Genomic DNA, 15,424 nt, shown 5'->3' with positions numbered 1-15,424 from the left:
CTGTTCTTGTGCTGTTTGAAGCGGGCGGCCAACGACTTTCTACGACTATAACGCTGAGGTGAATCGTGTCACCTTTAGACGTTTGTGGTAATCGTCGGCGAGGGCAATGTCTGTCAGGCTACGCGTTCACCGCGGGCCTCTTCGAGCAGGGCGAACCAGGTCGGCCGGTCGAGTGTCAGGCTGGCGCCCGCGAGCAGTTCGTCGATACGTGACTCGCGCAAGGTGCCGATCACCGGGACCGGGTGGCCGGGAAGGGCGCGTAGCCAGGCCAGAGCCAGGCCGGACGAACTGGCGTCATAGTCGGCTGCCAGGCGCTCCAGGGACTGGCCCAGCACGTCCTCGAAAACCGTGCCGCCGCCTAGCGGTGACCAGGCCAGGGGATTGAGCCCATCGGCCAATACGGCATCGAACAGGCCATCGAAAAGCGGTTCGGGGTGGGCCAGGGAGAGCTGCAGCTGATGACTTGCCAGGGTGTTCGACATGCATGCCTGCAGACGACGCCACTGCTCGGGAAAGAAGTTCGATACACCGACCGCAGCGACCTTGCCGCTGGCAATGGCCCTGTCCAGAGCCTCGCCGGTAGCCTCAGTATCCATGAGTGGGTCAGGGCGGTGCAGCAGGAAATGATCGAGTCGCTCGACCCCGAGTCGCTTGAGGGACTCGTCGATCGATTGGGACAGGTACTCGGGTGAACTGTCGTAATGCTTGACCCCATGGCGCGACGTGTCACGTGCCGGGGTCACGATGCCGCCCTTGGTCACGATATGCACGCGCTGGGCCAGGGCGGGCCTGGCCCTCAAGGCATTGCCGAATAGGGTCTCACCCTGACGATCGCCATAGATATCGGCATGGTCGAACCAGTACAGGCCCTGGTCGAGGCGAGCCTCGATCCAGTCGGCCATCGCTTCGGGCTTGTGAAGTTCTTCACGCTCGCGAAGGCGCATCATGCCGAGCATGAAAGGCACATCGATGGTCAGAGCCTCGCTCATGCCGTGGCCTCGCTGATCGTTGCCGCCAGAAGGTGTTGAGCGCCAGGCACCAGCCACACCGGATCGAGGCGCGTGCAGGCGGTTTCCACACACAGAAAGCGTGGCGCAGCATCGATTGGCGTGTCGTCTGGCGGGGCATCGCCCGGATGCCACACGACCGTGGAGTCGCTTCCCTGCTTGGCGATGCGCAAGCGGCGACGGCCATCGTCGAGTATCGTGACCCGGTTGGATTCGTAGATACGATCGACTGGCCCGCGAATGCCCAGCTCACCTTGCTGGAACTGCTCGGCAAATCCCTGGTTCTTGTCCAGGTAGCGGGCCCCGGCCAAGCCTTCGACACGACACCGCTGGGCCTCGGCCACGGCAAAATAGCTGTGCAGCGCGGCCGTCATCTTAGCCGGCGTCTCGCCGCGGTGCTCGGTGATCAGCTCGACATGCAGCCGCTGGGCATTGGCCTGGATCACTGCGCGCGGCGACAACTGGCTGTGCAGGCGCTGGGTCGGCGACAGATGCAGCTCGATGCCTTCCTCATGCTCATCGACTGCATCCAGGTGCCACTCGGCCTTGCGTGCCGGGCCATGCATCGGGCCGGAGCGATCGGGTGTCTCGTCGGCCGTATGCTCATCGGCGAACCATGGCCAGCACAGTGGAATGCCGCCGCGAATGGCGCCGGGCAGGTCTTGCGGGGTCGGGGTGACCCACAGCCAGCCGGCGTCCTGGTGTGGCGGAGCGTCCGGAGGAGTGGCGCCGTAAGGCAGGTAGTGCAATACCTGAGCACCCTGCAGCGATACCGCAATCTCGCCCCAGGATTCGCGAGCCAGCCACACGTTGCGTCCGGCCCATTCTGCCTGGCGCTGCCCTTGTGTCGCGTCGAGCAATTCACGCAGCGACGACGGAATCATGCCACCTCCTCGTTATGCAATGCTTCGGCTGCCCCGAGCAGACCTGTCCAGGGCGCGGTCACTACCCAAATGGGAATGTCCGCATTGTAGGCACTCATGCGCCCCTTGTCGGCAAAGGCCTCACGGAAGCGGCTTTTCGGCAGCCAGTCGAGAAGCCGTGGCAGAATGCCGCCACATAAATAGACACCGCCCCGCGCTCCCAGCGTCAGCGCTGCGTCGCCACACACGTCACCGAGGATCTTGAGGAAGCGCCTGATCGTCTCCTCGGCGATGGCATCGCCCTGGTTGGCTGCGTTGGTCACCTCGGCAGGGCTTTCGTGACGCGGGTTGGCCCCCTTGAGTGCGCAGTGCGCCGCATACAGGTCGAGCAGGCCCTGGCCGCACAGCACGCGCTCTACCGAGACGCGACCGTAGCGGTTATTGAAATAGCGCAACAGGTTGTGCTCGCGCTCGTCGGTAGGGGCAAACGTGACATGGCCGCCCTCGGTGGGCAGCGGCACCCAGGCGTGCTGGCCGGGGAATACCCCGGCCACGCCAAGCCCTGTGCCCGGGCCGATCACCAAACGCGCCGCGCCGGCCGCGGGCTGTCCCCCACCCACGGCAACCAGGTCGCTGGCATCGACGTGCGGAACGCCCAATGCCTGGGCGGTAAAGTCGTTGATCACCTTAAACAGCTCGAGCCCTAGGTCGGCCTTGACCTGACGCTTGGAGAACGTCCAGGCGTTGTTGGTCATGCGCACCTGGTCGTCATGGACCGGGCAGGCGAAGGCCAGGCAGGCCTCGCGGGGTGCCTGTTCGCCATCATGGCCGACCTGAGCAAGGTAGTCGCGCACCGCGTCGGCCAGTGTGGGGTAGTCGGCACAGGCCAACTGTCGAATGTCCCGCAGCTCGAAAGTATCCGGGGTCACCAGGCCAAAGCGGGCGTTGGTACCACCGATGTCACCAATCAGGGCAGGGCGGATCATTGATCCTCCTGCTGGATCTTTTCGAGTTCACGGGACATGACATCGTTCTCGAAGCCGCCGAAGACCCCGGCCCCTTCCTCGGCGCCTGCCGCCAGGTGGCGGAAGCCGGAGAACAGCTCGCGCCCCATGCCGAAGTGGTTGTGCTCCAGGTTGGGATCCAGCAAGGGGCGGCCAGACAGTTCGGCGTCATCGACCAGGGCCCGCAGCTCGCCCTTGTCGGTATCGAGTCGCACGACATCACCATCCTTCAGCTTGGCCAGCGGCCCGCGATCGATCGCCTCGGGGGTGATATGAATGGCGGCAGGGACCTTGCCCGAGGCCCCCGACATACGCCCATCAGTGACCAGGGCGACCTTGTAGCCGCGATCCTGCAGCACGCCAAGGAACGGGGTCAGCTTGTGCAGCTCGGGCATACCATTGGCCTTGGGCCCCTGGAAGCGCACCACGACCACCACATCACGATCCAGCTCACCGGACTCGAAGGCCGCCTTGACCTGGTTCTGGTCGTTGAAGATGCGCACTGGGGCCTCGACGACGCGGTGTTCCTGCTTGACCGCCGAGACCTTGATCACGCCACGCCCCAGGTTGCCGTCGAGGACCGTCAGGCCCCCGGTGGGCGAGAAGGGCTCGGCAACCGGACGCAGCACGTCGAGATCATGGCTCTGGGCCGGGCCCTCGCGCCACACCAGCTTGCCGTCTTCGAGGAAGGGCTCCTGGGTATAGGCGGTGAGGTCGGTGCCGAACACGGTCGGAATGTCGGCGTGAATCAGCCCGGCGCCGATCAACTCGCGGATCAGCAGGCTCATGCCGCCGGCCGCCTGGAAGTGGTTCACGTCGGCCTGACCGTTGGGGTAGATGCGCGTCATGCTGGGGATGACCGCAGAAAGCTCGGTGAAATCATCCCAGGTGATGGTCAGGCCGGCCGCCGCGGCCATCGCCACCAGGTGCAGGGTGTGATTGGTGGAACCGCCCGAGGCCAGCAGGCCCACCATGGCATTGACGATGGCTCGCTCGTCGATCTGCTTGTAGAACGGCCGATAGTCGCCGCTCTGCTCGGTATTGCGAATGGCCTGTTCGGTGGCGTAGCGAGTCAGTGCATCACGAATCGGCGTGCCAGGATTGACGAACGAGGCGCCGGGCAGGTGCAGCCCCATCATCTCCATCATGAGCTGATTGGAGTTGGCGGTGCCGTAGAAGGTGCATGTCCCCGGGCTGTGGTAGGACTGTGACTCGGCTTCGAGCAGATCCTCGCGGCTGGCCTTGCCTTCGGCGTAGAGCTGGCGCACACGCGCTTTCTCGTTGTTGGGCAGACCGCTGGTCATCGGTCCGCCTGGCACGAATACCGCCGGCAGATGACCGAATCGCGCAGCGCCGATGAACAGACCCGGCACGATCTTGTCACAGATACCAAGATATAAAGCAGCATCGAACATGTTGTGCGACAACGCCACGGCGGTGGCCATGGCAATCACGTCGCGGGAGAACAGCGACAGTTCCATGCCTGGCTGGCCTTGGGTCACGCCGTCGCACATGGCTGGGACACCGCCAGCGAACTGGGCCGTGCTGCCCATGCCGCGTGCCGCTTCCTTGATGGTTGCCGGATAGTCCTCGAAAGGACGATGCGCCGACAGCATGTCGTTATAGGAGGAAACGATGCCCAGGTTGGCGCTGTTGGTCAGCTTGAGGCGATCCTTGTCGCCCGGGTGATCGCAGCCGGCGAACCCGTGAGCCAGGTTCCCGCAGGAGAGTTCGCCACGATGGACGCCCTGCCGGTGTTGTTCCTCCATGTGCTGCTCATAGAGGTCGCGACGATGACTGGAACGTTCACGGATGCGTCGGGTGACTCGGTCGACGGTTTCGTGAAGGGGAGGCGGTTGAATGGCCATGGAATCCTCGCTTGCCGGTCTTGGTCAGTATGTTGGTAAATTTAACAAAAATTCGCCTTGAATGTCGCCGTTTTCTGGGGCAGATTAGCCCAATCATGTAGGATTATTTCGCTGTTGTCGGGTGTCGCGGTCTTTCGTTTGCTTCCACAACAGCCACGCTCTCCCAACAGCATAGATGTATGAGGATGCCGCCATGACGTTACGTGTAGCCATCAACGGGTTTGGCCGGATCGGTCGCAACGTGCTGCGTGCACTGTATGAGAACGGCTACCGCGATCGGATTCAGGTCGTTGCGATCAATGACCTGGGCGATCCCGCACTCAACGCCCATCTGCTCAAGCACGATAGTGTGCATGGTCACTTTGCTCAGTCGGTCTCGCATGACGAGGAAAGTCTTATCGTCGACGGCGAGCGAATCAAGACGCTTTCCGAACGCGATCCGTCACGGCTGCCCTGGCAGTCGCTGGAGATCGATCTGGTCATGGAGTGTACCGGGCTATTCACCAAGCGTGCCGGTGCCGCAAAACACCTGGAAGCCGGCGCCAAGCGCGTGCTCATCTCGGCACCTAGCCCGGATGCCGATGCCACCGTGGTCTATGGGGTCAACGAGCGCGTACTCAAGCCCGAACATACCGTGGTCTCCAACGCCTCGTGCACGACCAATTGCCTGGCGCCGGTGGCCAAGGCACTGAATGACGCCATCGGCATCGAAAACGGCCTGATGACCACCGTGCATGCCTACACCAACGATCAGAACCTGTCCGACGTCTATCACACAGACCCGTACCGGGCGCGTAGTGCTACCCAGTCCATGATTCCCACCAAGACCGGTGCGGCTGCGGCAGTCGGGTTGGTGCTGCCCGAGCTCGATGGCAAATTCGACGGCCTGGCGGTACGCGTGCCGGTCATCAACGTGTCGCTGGTCGACCTGGTATTCACGGCGAGTCGTGATACCACCAAGGAAGAAGTCAACGAGATCGTCACCCGGGCGGCCGAAGCGTCTTCGGTACTGGCCGTCAATGCCCAGCCGTTGGTGTCCATCGACTTCAATCACGATCCGAACTCATCTACCTTCGATGCCAATCACACCCGCGTCAATGGCCGCATGGTCAAGGTCATGGCCTGGTATGACAACGAGTGGGGCTTCTCCAACCGCATGCTGGATACGGCCCTGGCGATGCAGGCCGCTGGCTGACATCCGCTAGCTGATTCACGGCTTGGGGACATCCTTGGATGTCCCTTTTTTCGCTCTGGCTGTGCCCGCTCGCGCGTCGTGCACATCAATAGCTCGTTAGCTGGCCAATCCGGCCGCTGTATCCTCACGTTTATGGCCAAACCTGCTAAGCTGCGAAATTACGTATAGGTTAAAGCTACATTCCTCGATTGACACAATTGCTCGGTTTACAGGACGGATGGTCGACTGCGATGCGCAATAGCGTAGACGATGTGCAACTACTGCTGGGGTCACGAATACGGGACGCGCGCCATGACAGAATGGGACGTATCGTGGGCGTCGACCAGACACGTGATCTCCCGGCATTGCTGATCGCCTGGGCGGGCACGCGTGGCGTCGTCAGGGTTGACATCAGCCGTGACGAACTGCGCGGGTTGCTGGCCGCACGCCAGAGCATCTCGGTGAAGCGTCCCGCAACCCGGACCAGCGGAGGGCGCGACGATGACGCCGAGAGCACCAGCCGACAGAAGGAGATCGAGGAGAGAGAGCCGTTGGCGACAGGAACCGCCACACTGCGATGATCCTGTTACGTTGCCCCGTCGCAGCGTTGGGCAGGGCGGTGAAGGTCAAGGGACTACCATGAACATGACGACCCAGATTTCGGAAGGCTTCGAGCTGTTGAAGCGTTTCGAACGCCTTAGTGAGCAATTGCCAGGCACCCTTTATCAGTGTCGTCTCGCTCCGGACGGTGCCTTCAGTTTTCCCTTGGTGAGTGCCAGCATGCAGCGTATGTTCGGTCTCGACGCCGAGGCTGTAATGCAGAATCCGCAACTCGTCCTGTCCCGGATTTACCCTGACGATTCCCATTGTCTATGGCATAGCGTCCAGCGCAGTGCCATGAGCCTCACTGAGTGGCAGCACGAATTCCGCTATTGCCACCCCCTGGAAGGGGTGCGCTGGGTGTCGGGGCATGCCACCCCGCAACGAGAAGCGGATGGCTCGATTCTATGGCACGGTTTCTGTGAGGACATCACCCGCCACAAGAATTCGCAACTGGCCCTGCTCGAGAGTGAGCGCCGTTATCGTTTCATTGTCGAAAATGCATCCGACCTGATCGTACTAATAGATAGCGAGGGGGTCTGCCGCTTTGTCTCGCCTTCGGCTACCTCGGTGCTCGGCTACGATGCACAGGCCCTGGATGGCCAGGAACTGATTCGCTGGCTGCCGCCTGACGATGCGCCACGCATTCAGCGTCTGATTCATGAAGCCGCGGCACGAGGGCAGTCGATACAGCTCGAGCTCCGTGTACGCCATGCCAACGGTCACTATCTGTGGCTGGAGGCCAACTGTTCTCCGTATATCAGCCCCATGACGGGCCGCTATCAGTGGCTACAGGTGGTGGGGCGCGACATCACCGATCGCAAGCGACGCGACATGCGCCTGCACGAACTCTCGACCACCGACAGCATGACCGGTGCACTCAATCGTGCGGCGTTCATGGGATGTCTGGAGAGCGCGCTCGAGTCCGCCGATCATACGCATACCCGGCTGTCTCTGGTGGTTTTCGATGTCGATCACTTCAAGGAGACCAACGACGCCTGGGGGCATGCTGCCGGCGACCTGGTGCTCGCCTGCCTGGGTGAAGTCTGTCGTACGACACTCAGGTCCAACGATATCTTCGGGCGGATCGGTGGCGAAGAATTCGCCCTGGCGCTGAGTGGTCAGTCGCTACAGGAAGCGATGATGCTGGCTGAGCGCATGCGTGCCAAGTTCGAGGAACTCCAGGTGGAGTTCCACGGCCACTGGCTGGGATTGACGGTCAGCTTCGGCGTCGCCGAGCGCATACGTGGCGAATCCATGGCAGAGTTGCTGCATCGTACGGACATGGGGCTGTATACCGCCAAGCGTCTGGGACGCAACCGCGTTCAGCAAGCCTAGTCGTCCCACGCCCAAGGAAATACAATGTCAGAAACTGCTCCGCAGCCCGGCCGTGGCGCGTTGTCGCTTGTTTGCCTCGATTCCATCGATGACGTATCCGCCGAGGTTTGGGATGGTCTCGTAGGTCACGCCTACCCCTTTCTTCGCCATGCCTTTCTACACGCTCTGGAAGCCAGCGGTGCCGCCAGCTCTCGCAGCGGCTGGGTTCCGTATCACCTGACCCTATGGCAACAGGACAGGTTGGTCGGTGCCATGCCGCACTATCGCAAGGCCCATTCCTATGGAGAATACGTCTTCGATTGGGCCTGGGCCGATGCCTGGCAGCGGGCCGGCGGCGACTATTACCCCAAGGGCCTGTCGGCGATTCCGTTCACCCCCGCGCCCGGGCCGCGGCTGGTACTCGATCCGGGCGTTGACCCCGTCGAGGCACGACAGATCATGGCCGAGGCATGGTCGTCGGATGACGTTTCCAGCTGGCATCTTCTCTTCGCCGAGGATCGCGAGATCGATACCTGGCGCAGCGCCTGCCCTCAACTGATCGAGCGCCACGGCGTGCAGTTCCAGTGGCACGACGATGCCTATGGCGACTTCGAAGGCTTTCTTGCCGCGCTGACCTCGAAGCGACGCAAGGAGATCCGCCGTGAACGGCGGCGGGTCGCCGATCAGGGGCTAACGCTGACGCGGCGCGTGGGGAACGAGATCACATCTGCCGACCTGGCGCATTTTTATCGTTGCTACCAGATGACTTACCTGGAGCGCGGACAGCAAGGCTATCTGAACCTGGACTTCTTCGGGCGGTTACTGGCGACCATGCCCGAGACCCTGGTACTCATCCAGGGGTGGCACGCATCGCGGCCGGTCGCCGCCGCCTTGTGCTTTCAGGGCCAGGACACCCTATATGGTCGTTATTGGGGCAGTGAGGTTGAAGCCGATTGCCTGCACTTCGAGGCGTGCTACTATCAGGGCATCGAGTATTGCCTGGCTCAGGGGCTGAGTCATTTCGATCCCGGTACCCAAGGCGAGCACAAGTTGGCCAGGGGCTTTGCGCCGAGACGGTTACGCTCGCTCCATTACCTGGCCGACCCCGGGCTTCGCCATGCCGTGGCCCGTTTCTGTGCCGAGGAGCGCCAATACCTGGTGGCATATCATCAGGAACTGAGCGCGTCCCTGCCCTATAAGCAGCACTGAATGCAATGCGTACTCGGCGTGGCGTCGGCGAAGATGGCATAATGCGCGGCATCATGAATCGCCGACGGGACGTCGTGAATGTTGAAGTGGCTCGCAATCGTGCTGGTCGCCTTGCTGGGACTGCTGCAATACCGCCTGTGGTTCGGGGAGGGCGGCCTGCAGGAGCTGGCCCAGATCCGGGCGCGGGCCGATGCCCTGGAAGAGGAAAACTCGCCGCTGCGGGCACGCAATCAGCGCCTGGCGGCTGAAGTCGTCGACCTCAAGAATGGCCTCGATGCCATCGAAGAGCGTGCGCGTAGCGATATCGGCATGGTGCGCGAGGATGAACACTTCTACTGGGTTCCGGGCGTCGCCGCCGAGGCAGCTATCGTCGAACAGCAGGCCATGCCCGTCGATTCTCTCCCGAGCGATGCCCAGGAGACCCCCCGATGAGTCGCGTGTGGTGGATCGTGCCCGCGGCAGGTCAGGGCCGCCGGATGGGCGGCGATCGCCCCAAGCAATATCTTGAACTGGGCGGCCGACCCATTCTTGCGCATACCCTCGAGCGGCTTCATGAAGCCTTGCCCGACGCCGAACTTTGCCTGTGCCTGGATCCCGATGACCAGTGGTTCGATCCCGCCTGGGTGCCCTTCGAGCATTGGCGGCGCGTACCCGGAGGGGCCGAGCGGGCCGACTCGGTGGCCCATGCCCTGGCGGCCATCGAACTTGAAGCGGCGCGGGACGACCTGGTGCTGGTGCACGATGTGGCGCGCCCCTGTGTGAGCGTCTCGGACCTGGCCGCATTGATGGCAACGCTTAGCGATGCCCCCTGGGGGGCATTACTGGCGGCACCGGTCGCCGACACGGTCAAGCGTGACGATGACCGGGGCCATGTCCAGGCCACCGTGCCACGCCAAGGGTTGTGGCAGGCGCAGACCCCGCAAGGCTTCCGCTACGGGGTATTGAGCGATGCCCTGACCGCTGCCTGTCGCCAAGGCTTGGCCTTGACCGATGAGGCGTCGGCCGTCGAGGCGTTCGGTGGCAAGCCCCGGCTGGTCGCCGCCCGGCGCGATAACCTCAAGGTCACCCATCCCGAGGACCTGGCCCTGGCGGCCCATATCCTGGCAACCCAGGCGGCGGCCTCGTCGGCGGGGTCCCCCCCTTCCATCACTCCTACTCAAGAGAGCGGCGAATGAGTCTGCGAATCGGCCATGGTTTCGATGTGCATCGCTTCGGTGACGGCGATCATCTGAAGATCGGCGGCGTCGCGATCCCTTTCAGCCAAGGCTTCATTGCCCATTCCGATGGGGATGTGCTGTTGCATGCCGTCAGCGATGCCTTGCTCGGGGCATGTGCCCTGGGCGATATCGGACGTCACTTTCCCGATACCGATCCGGCCTGGAAGGGCGCGGATAGCCGCGCATTGCTACGCCACGTCGTATCGTTGGTGGCTCAGTGCGGTCATCACGTGGTGAATGTCGACGCCACGGTGATCGCCCAGGCACCGCGCATGGCTTCGCATATCGAGACGATGGTCGCCAATATCGCCAGCGACCTGTCGATGCCACTGGATGCGGTCAACGTCAAGGCCACCACCAGCGAGCGCCTGGGCTTCACCGGCCGTGGAGAAGGTATCGCTGCCGAGGCGGTGGTGCTCCTGCAGAAGGGCGGCTCGGGTGAATGAGGTCATGGATGAGCGGGGTCATGGATGACTGAGACGGCATCCGCCTGGCCCCCGAGCTGGTCACGGGTCCTGAATAATCTCATGGGACCGCCACCTGCGGGAGCGTTCCGTGCTAGCCCCGAGGACTTTCAGGTCGAGGAGCAACTCGGGTTCGCACCGGAGGGACAGGGCGAACACCTCTGGCTGTGGGTCGAGAAGCGCGACATGTCCACGCTGGAGGTGGCCAGACGTTTGGCACGCGCCTGTGAGGTCACGCCTCGCGATATCGGCTATTCGGGCATGAAGGATCGGGTGGCAGTGACTCGGCAGTGGTTGTCGGTCCACCTGCCGGGCCGTGAGGCGCCTGTCGACCTGGTTCAGCGGCTCGACGATACACCCGTGGTAATACATGAGCAGGCGCGCCATCCGCGCAAGCTCAAGCGGGGAGTGCACCGTAGCAACCGCTTCGTGCTGCGCCTGACGGGTGAGGTCGCGCGTGACCCTGACGTGGAACGGCGCTGGCAATGGCTGTGCGATCATGGCGTACCCAACTTTTTCGGCCCCCAGCGCTTCGGCCCGGGAGGACGTAACCTGGTCCAGGCGAGGCGAGTGCTCGCACGTGGCTGGCGCAAGCGCGACGATCGTGATGGCATGATGTTGTCGACGGCCCGCAGTTTTCTGTTCAATGAGCTGCTGTCACGACGCGTCGCCGATGGAAGTTGGCGAACCGGGCTACCCGGTGAGGTGATGATGCTCGACGGTACGCAGAGCCATTTCCTGGCCGAGCGCATCGATGGAACATTGTCGGATCGTCTGGCCTGCCTGGATGTGCATCCGACCGGCGTGCTCTGGGGCAGTGGCAACCTGGCTTCCCAGGGCCAGGCCCAGCAGGTTGAAGCCATGTTGGCCGAGCGCGAGCCCTCGCTGTGTGAGGGGCTGGATCGTGCTGGGGTTCGGATGGCCCGCCGAGCACTACGGATTCGCCTGGGCGAGCCGATGTTAATACGGGAGGCGCAGGCCTTGACGCTGCGCTTCGATCTACCTGCCGGCGCTTTCGCCACGTCGGTATTGCGCGAACTGATGCATCACGCCGACCTCTGCTAGCGCGGGTCGATATAGGACACTCGGGAATAGACGATGCGTAAACTGTTGCTGTCAAACGACGATGGTGTGCATGCCCCGGGACTTCGGGCGCTTTACGATGCTCTGACCGCCCATGCCCGGGTCCGTGTAGTGGCGCCGGATCGCGACAAGAGTGGGGCAAGCAACTCCTTGACGCTGACACGCCCCTTGGCGCTCAACGCGTTGGATAACGGCTTCTACAGCGTCGACGGTACCCCGGCTGATTGCGTCTACCTTGGGGTGAACGGGGTCTGGGACGAGCGCCCCGACCTGGTGATTTCAGGTATCAATCATGGCGGCAACCTGGGCGACGACGTGCTCTATTCGGGGACCGTGGCTGCGGCGATGGAAGGGCGCAACCTGGGGATGGCGGCGATCGCGATGTCGCTGGTTGGCTCGCGCTATTTCGATACGGCGGGGCGCGTCGCCGCGAGCCTGGTCGGGGCGGCCGACCAGCTCTCGCTGCCCCCGCGTAGCCTGCTCAACGTCAATGTGCCCGACGTTCCCTGGGAAGAGCTCAAGGGGTTTCGCGTCACACGAATGGGCTATCGTGGCCCGGCGGCTCAGCCGCTCAAGGTGCTCGACCCGCGCGGTCGCGAGCGCTACTGGATCGCCGCGGTCGGTGCCAGTGCCGACGACGGCGAGGATACCGATTTTGCCGCCGTCGAGGCGGGTTATGTCTCGATCACACCGCTGCAGACCGACCTGACCCGGCATGCGGCCTTGCGCGACGTTCAGGGTTGGTTGGATGCACTCACATGAACTGAGCGGTGTCGGCATGACATCGCAGCGAACCCGGGATCGACTCGTGGCTCGTCTCAAGTCGTCAGGCATCGAAGACTCTCGGGTACTCGATGTGATGCGGCGGGAGCCGCGTCACCTGTTCCTCGACGAGGCCTTGTCGCATCGGGCTTATGAGGACACGGCGCTGCCTATCGGTCACGGCCAGACGCTGTCCCAGCCGTGGATCGTGGCTCGCATGACCGAGCTGGTGCTCGATGAAGCCCCTGAGCGGGTACTCGAAATCGGCACGGGATCGGGGTACCAGACACTGGTGCTGTCGCGGCTGGTGCCGCAGTTATGGTCCATCGAGCGGATTGCCGCACTGCACCGGCGCGCCGGTGAACGTCTGCGTCGGCTGGGGGCCAATAATGTTCGTCTGCGCCTGGCGGATGGCGGCCATGGCTGGCAGGAGGCCGCTCCCTTCGATGTGATTCTGCTCACGGCCTGCGCCAGCGAATTACCGCGGGAACTGCTCGCTCAGCTCGCCGAAGGCGGGCGACTGATCGCCCCGGTGGAGGAGCCGGATGGCAGCCAGTGGCTGACCCAGGTTCGCCGTCGCGATCGGATTTATGATTACCAGCGCCTCGAGCCGGTGCGTTTCGTCCCACTTTTGCAAGGAGTCATTCATTGAAGCGAGCGTTTTCCCTGTTTCTCAAGGGAGCCGGCATGGGAGCCGCCGATGCGGTCCCCGGGGTCTCGGGCGGTACCATCGCCTTCGTCACTGGCATCTATCGGGAACTGATCGACACCATCAGCCGCTTTGGGCCCAGTGCTTTCCCCGTATGGCGTCGCGAGCGATGGCCGGGGCTTGTGAAGCATTTCAACCTGGCCTTCCTGGCGCCCCTGTTATTGGGCATAGCCATCAGCCTGCTTAGTATGGCGCATGCCGTGACCTATCTGATGGAAGAGCATGGCCTGTTGCTGGATGCCTTTTTCTTCGGCCTGGTAGCGGCCTCGGCCTTCGTCGTCAGCCATCGGATACGGCGTTGGCACTTGTGGCACGTGTTACCGTTGATCGCCGGGTTGCTGCTGGCGAGGCAGCTGCCGGGATTGATGCCGAGTGTCGCTGCATTGGGCGCGGATTGGCTGATCCTGGCCGTGGGCGGCAGTATCGCTATCAGCGCGATGTTGTTGCCCGGGGTATCGGGAAGCTTCCTGCTGTTGAGCATGGGACTCTACGGAACCGTGATGCAGGCCATCAAGAGCGTTGAACTCGGTCTCCTGATGCCGTTTGCGGCAGGGTGCGCCCTTGGCCTGTTCTTCTTCTCGCGGTTATTGTCCTGGCTGCTGCGGAGTTATCCCGTTGCCACCTTGCAACTCTTGATCGGGTTCATTCTCGGCTCGCTGCCGACCCTCTGGCCTTGGCGAGAGTTGATCGGGTACCAGTTAGGGCCTGACGACAGAATGATCCCGTTGGATTATCGCTATCTACTTCCCGGCGATTACGCCCTGCTGACCGGCGAATCTGCACAGCTTTACGGCGTTTTGGCCCTGATGCTGGTCGGCCTGGGTCTGGTCATCGTCATCGATCGTTTTTCTCTGGAGGAGGACTCCTATGCGTAAGGCCCTTTTGATTTCCGCCATGGCCTTGGGTGTGGCTGGCTGCACGACACAGCAGCAGGGGCCCTCCCAAGTACAGGTGCAGGACCTATCTGTAAGCCGCGAGCGTGGGGCGGCGAGTTCCTATACCGTCGAGCCCGGCGATACGCTGTATGGCATTGCCTGGCGTCACGACATGGATTTTCGCGAGCTTGCAAGGCTCAACGCCATCGGCCCGCCTTACCGCTTGCAGCCCGGCCAGGAGCTTCGTTTGGGCGGCAGCGGCGAACAACAGGCCCAGACGCAGCGTCGTGACATGGCGCAAGCGACGGCGACCGGCACGCAAGTCAGCGGCGCGATTGATGTCGACGCCAGCGGCGGCAACCCTGATTGGCTGGCACCGGATGAGCGTGCCATCGCCCGCAACAGTCAGCTGAACGCGCGTTCCATAGAGGAGTCCGGTACCAGCCCGGCGGCCCTCGGTGCGGCTGCCGTGGCGGGCGGTCAGCAGGCCGCCCAAGGAACGACCGGTGGTGGCCCTGGCCCGATATTCAATTACGACAGCCCCGGCGCCGATGGGCGGCTCAGTGAGCGGGACCTGAGCGAGCGTGAGATCCTAGAGCGTCAACAGGCCCAGGCCCAGCAGCAGCCTCAGGCACCGACGGAAGCCGGTAACGCCTCTGCCGCCTCCAATGAGGGCGGCCAGGACACACGGCAGGCGTCGCAGCAGTCCTCGCAACAGCCCTCGCAGGACGCCTCGCAGCCGGCAACCGATGAGCCCCGGCAGCAGCCTTCCCAGGCGCCGGATGCCGGCACGGCAGGGGGGGGCGAGCCGGCGCCAGCCGCCGCAGAGCGTAGCGGTCGCAGCTATACGCCCGTCGAGGAGGTGCCCTGGCAGTGGCCTGTCGAGGGTTCGGTATTGAGTCGTTTCGGCGATGGCTCAAGTATCACCGCCGGCATTGATATCGGCGGGCAAAAGGGGCAACCTGTCAAAGCGGCCGGACCCGGGATCGTGGTCTATGCAGGCAGCGGGGTACGCGGCTACGGGAACTTGATCCTGTTGAAACACAACGATCAATTCCTGAGCGCCTACGCTCACAACGAGAGCCTTCGTGTGAAGGAAAACGATGTGGTCGAGGCGGGAGAAGTGATTGCCACCATGGGAGACACGGATGCCGATGGTGTCAAATTGCACTTCGAAGTGCGTCGTAACGGGCAGCCCCAGGACCCCTTGGAATACCTGCCATCGCGCTGAGCAAGACAAGACCGCACGACAACAATGGGCACTGCCCGGCG

General features: G+C 63.1%; 16 protein-coding genes. 12 read left to right on the top strand and 4 right to left on the bottom strand.

Features of this window, described 5'->3' with window-relative positions:
• Positions 1–113: 113 nt before the first annotated feature.
• From JH15_RS04915 to edd, 4 genes are read right to left on the bottom strand one after another with little or no spacing between them, the layout of a single operon-like run.
• Positions 114–989, bottom strand: coding sequence for an aldo/keto reductase (locus JH15_RS04915; RefSeq protein ID WP_043527540.1), 876 nt, complete (start codon positions 987–989; stop codon positions 114–116).
• Complete coding sequence (locus JH15_RS04910) at positions 986–1,891, bottom strand: D-hexose-6-phosphate mutarotase (RefSeq protein ID WP_043527537.1); 906 nt, start codon at positions 1,889–1,891, stop codon at positions 986–988. The genes JH15_RS04915 and JH15_RS04910 overlap by 4 nt, the downstream gene beginning before the upstream one ends.
• The gene (locus JH15_RS04905; protein ID WP_197053272.1) at positions 1,888–2,856 is read right to left on the bottom strand and encodes a glucokinase; all 969 of its coding nucleotides are present in this window, start codon (positions 2,854–2,856) and stop codon (positions 1,888–1,890) included. The genes JH15_RS04910 and JH15_RS04905 overlap by 4 nt, the downstream gene beginning before the upstream one ends.
• Positions 2,853–4,742 (bottom strand): phosphogluconate dehydratase, encoded by a 1,890-nt coding sequence (gene edd, locus JH15_RS04900; protein ID WP_043527536.1) that lies wholly within the window; start codon positions 4,740–4,742, stop codon positions 2,853–2,855. The genes JH15_RS04905 and edd overlap by 4 nt, the downstream gene beginning before the upstream one ends.
• 193 nt (positions 4,743–4,935) lie before the next feature.
• Here edd and gap point away from each other — a divergent pair, with 193 nt between their 5' ends.
• The 12 genes from gap to JH15_RS04840 all read left to right on the top strand — a co-directional run bounded on the left by gap (position 4,936) and on the right by JH15_RS04840 (position 15,383).
• On the top strand, positions 4,936–5,937 hold the full coding sequence (gene gap / locus JH15_RS04895; protein ID WP_043527535.1) for a type I glyceraldehyde-3-phosphate dehydrogenase: 1,002 nt from the start codon (positions 4,936–4,938) through the stop codon (positions 5,935–5,937).
• 230 nt (positions 5,938–6,167) lie between these two features.
• Complete coding sequence (locus JH15_RS18035) at positions 6,168–6,497, top strand: hypothetical protein (RefSeq protein WP_156105247.1); 330 nt, start codon at positions 6,168–6,170, stop codon at positions 6,495–6,497.
• A gap of 58 nt (positions 6,498–6,555) precedes the next feature.
• The gene (locus JH15_RS04885) at positions 6,556–7,854 is read left to right on the top strand and encodes a sensor domain-containing diguanylate cyclase (protein WP_043527533.1); all 1,299 of its coding nucleotides are present in this window, start codon (positions 6,556–6,558) and stop codon (positions 7,852–7,854) included.
• Positions 7,855–7,878: 24 nt separating this feature from the next.
• Positions 7,879–9,042, top strand: a complete 1,164-nt coding sequence (locus tag JH15_RS04880; protein ID WP_052383900.1) for a GNAT family N-acetyltransferase — start codon at positions 7,879–7,881, stop codon at positions 9,040–9,042.
• Positions 9,043–9,120: 78 nt separating this feature from the next.
• Positions 9,121–9,474 carry a cell division protein FtsB gene (gene ftsB, locus JH15_RS04875; protein ID WP_052383899.1) on the top strand — a complete coding sequence of 118 codons (354 nt, stop codon included), beginning with the start codon at positions 9,121–9,123 and terminating at the stop codon, positions 9,472–9,474.
• Positions 9,471–10,217 (top strand): 2-C-methyl-D-erythritol 4-phosphate cytidylyltransferase, encoded by a 747-nt coding sequence (gene ispD / locus JH15_RS04870; RefSeq protein WP_043527530.1) that lies wholly within the window; start codon positions 9,471–9,473, stop codon positions 10,215–10,217. The genes ftsB and ispD overlap by 4 nt, the downstream gene beginning before the upstream one ends.
• A gap of 2 nt (positions 10,218–10,219) precedes the next feature.
• Positions 10,220–10,705: a 2-C-methyl-D-erythritol 2,4-cyclodiphosphate synthase gene (gene ispF, locus JH15_RS04865; protein WP_043528849.1), complete on the top strand. Its 486-nt coding sequence runs from the start codon at positions 10,220–10,222 to the stop codon at positions 10,703–10,705.
• 24 nt (positions 10,706–10,729) lie between these two features.
• Positions 10,730–11,788 carry a tRNA pseudouridine(13) synthase TruD gene (gene truD / locus JH15_RS04860; protein ID WP_043527527.1) on the top strand — a complete coding sequence of 353 codons (1,059 nt, stop codon included), beginning with the start codon at positions 10,730–10,732 and terminating at the stop codon, positions 11,786–11,788.
• A 33-nt stretch (positions 11,789–11,821) separates the two neighbouring features.
• Positions 11,822–12,568, top strand: coding sequence for a 5'/3'-nucleotidase SurE (gene surE / locus JH15_RS04855; protein ID WP_043527525.1), 747 nt, complete (start codon positions 11,822–11,824; stop codon positions 12,566–12,568).
• Positions 12,555–13,220 carry a protein-L-isoaspartate(D-aspartate) O-methyltransferase gene (locus tag JH15_RS04850; protein ID WP_043527523.1) on the top strand — a complete coding sequence of 222 codons (666 nt, stop codon included), beginning with the start codon at positions 12,555–12,557 and terminating at the stop codon, positions 13,218–13,220. Before surE ends, JH15_RS04850 begins: the two co-directional genes overlap by 14 nt.
• Positions 13,217–14,152, top strand: coding sequence for a DUF368 domain-containing protein (locus JH15_RS04845; RefSeq protein WP_043527521.1), 936 nt, complete (start codon positions 13,217–13,219; stop codon positions 14,150–14,152). The genes JH15_RS04850 and JH15_RS04845 overlap by 4 nt, the downstream gene beginning before the upstream one ends.
• Positions 14,145–15,383, top strand: coding sequence for a peptidoglycan DD-metalloendopeptidase family protein (locus JH15_RS04840; protein WP_043527518.1), 1,239 nt, complete (start codon positions 14,145–14,147; stop codon positions 15,381–15,383). The genes JH15_RS04845 and JH15_RS04840 overlap by 8 nt, the downstream gene beginning before the upstream one ends.
• Positions 15,384–15,424 lie beyond the last annotated feature (41 nt).

The organism is Litchfieldella xinjiangensis, assembly GCF_000759345.1.
In the GTDB taxonomy this organism is placed as follows: Bacteria; Pseudomonadota; Gammaproteobacteria; order Pseudomonadales; family Halomonadaceae; genus Litchfieldella_A; species Litchfieldella_A xinjiangensis.
The sequence above is the reverse complement of the archived record's forward strand: the minus strand, read 5'-3'. Positions and strand labels throughout refer to the sequence as shown.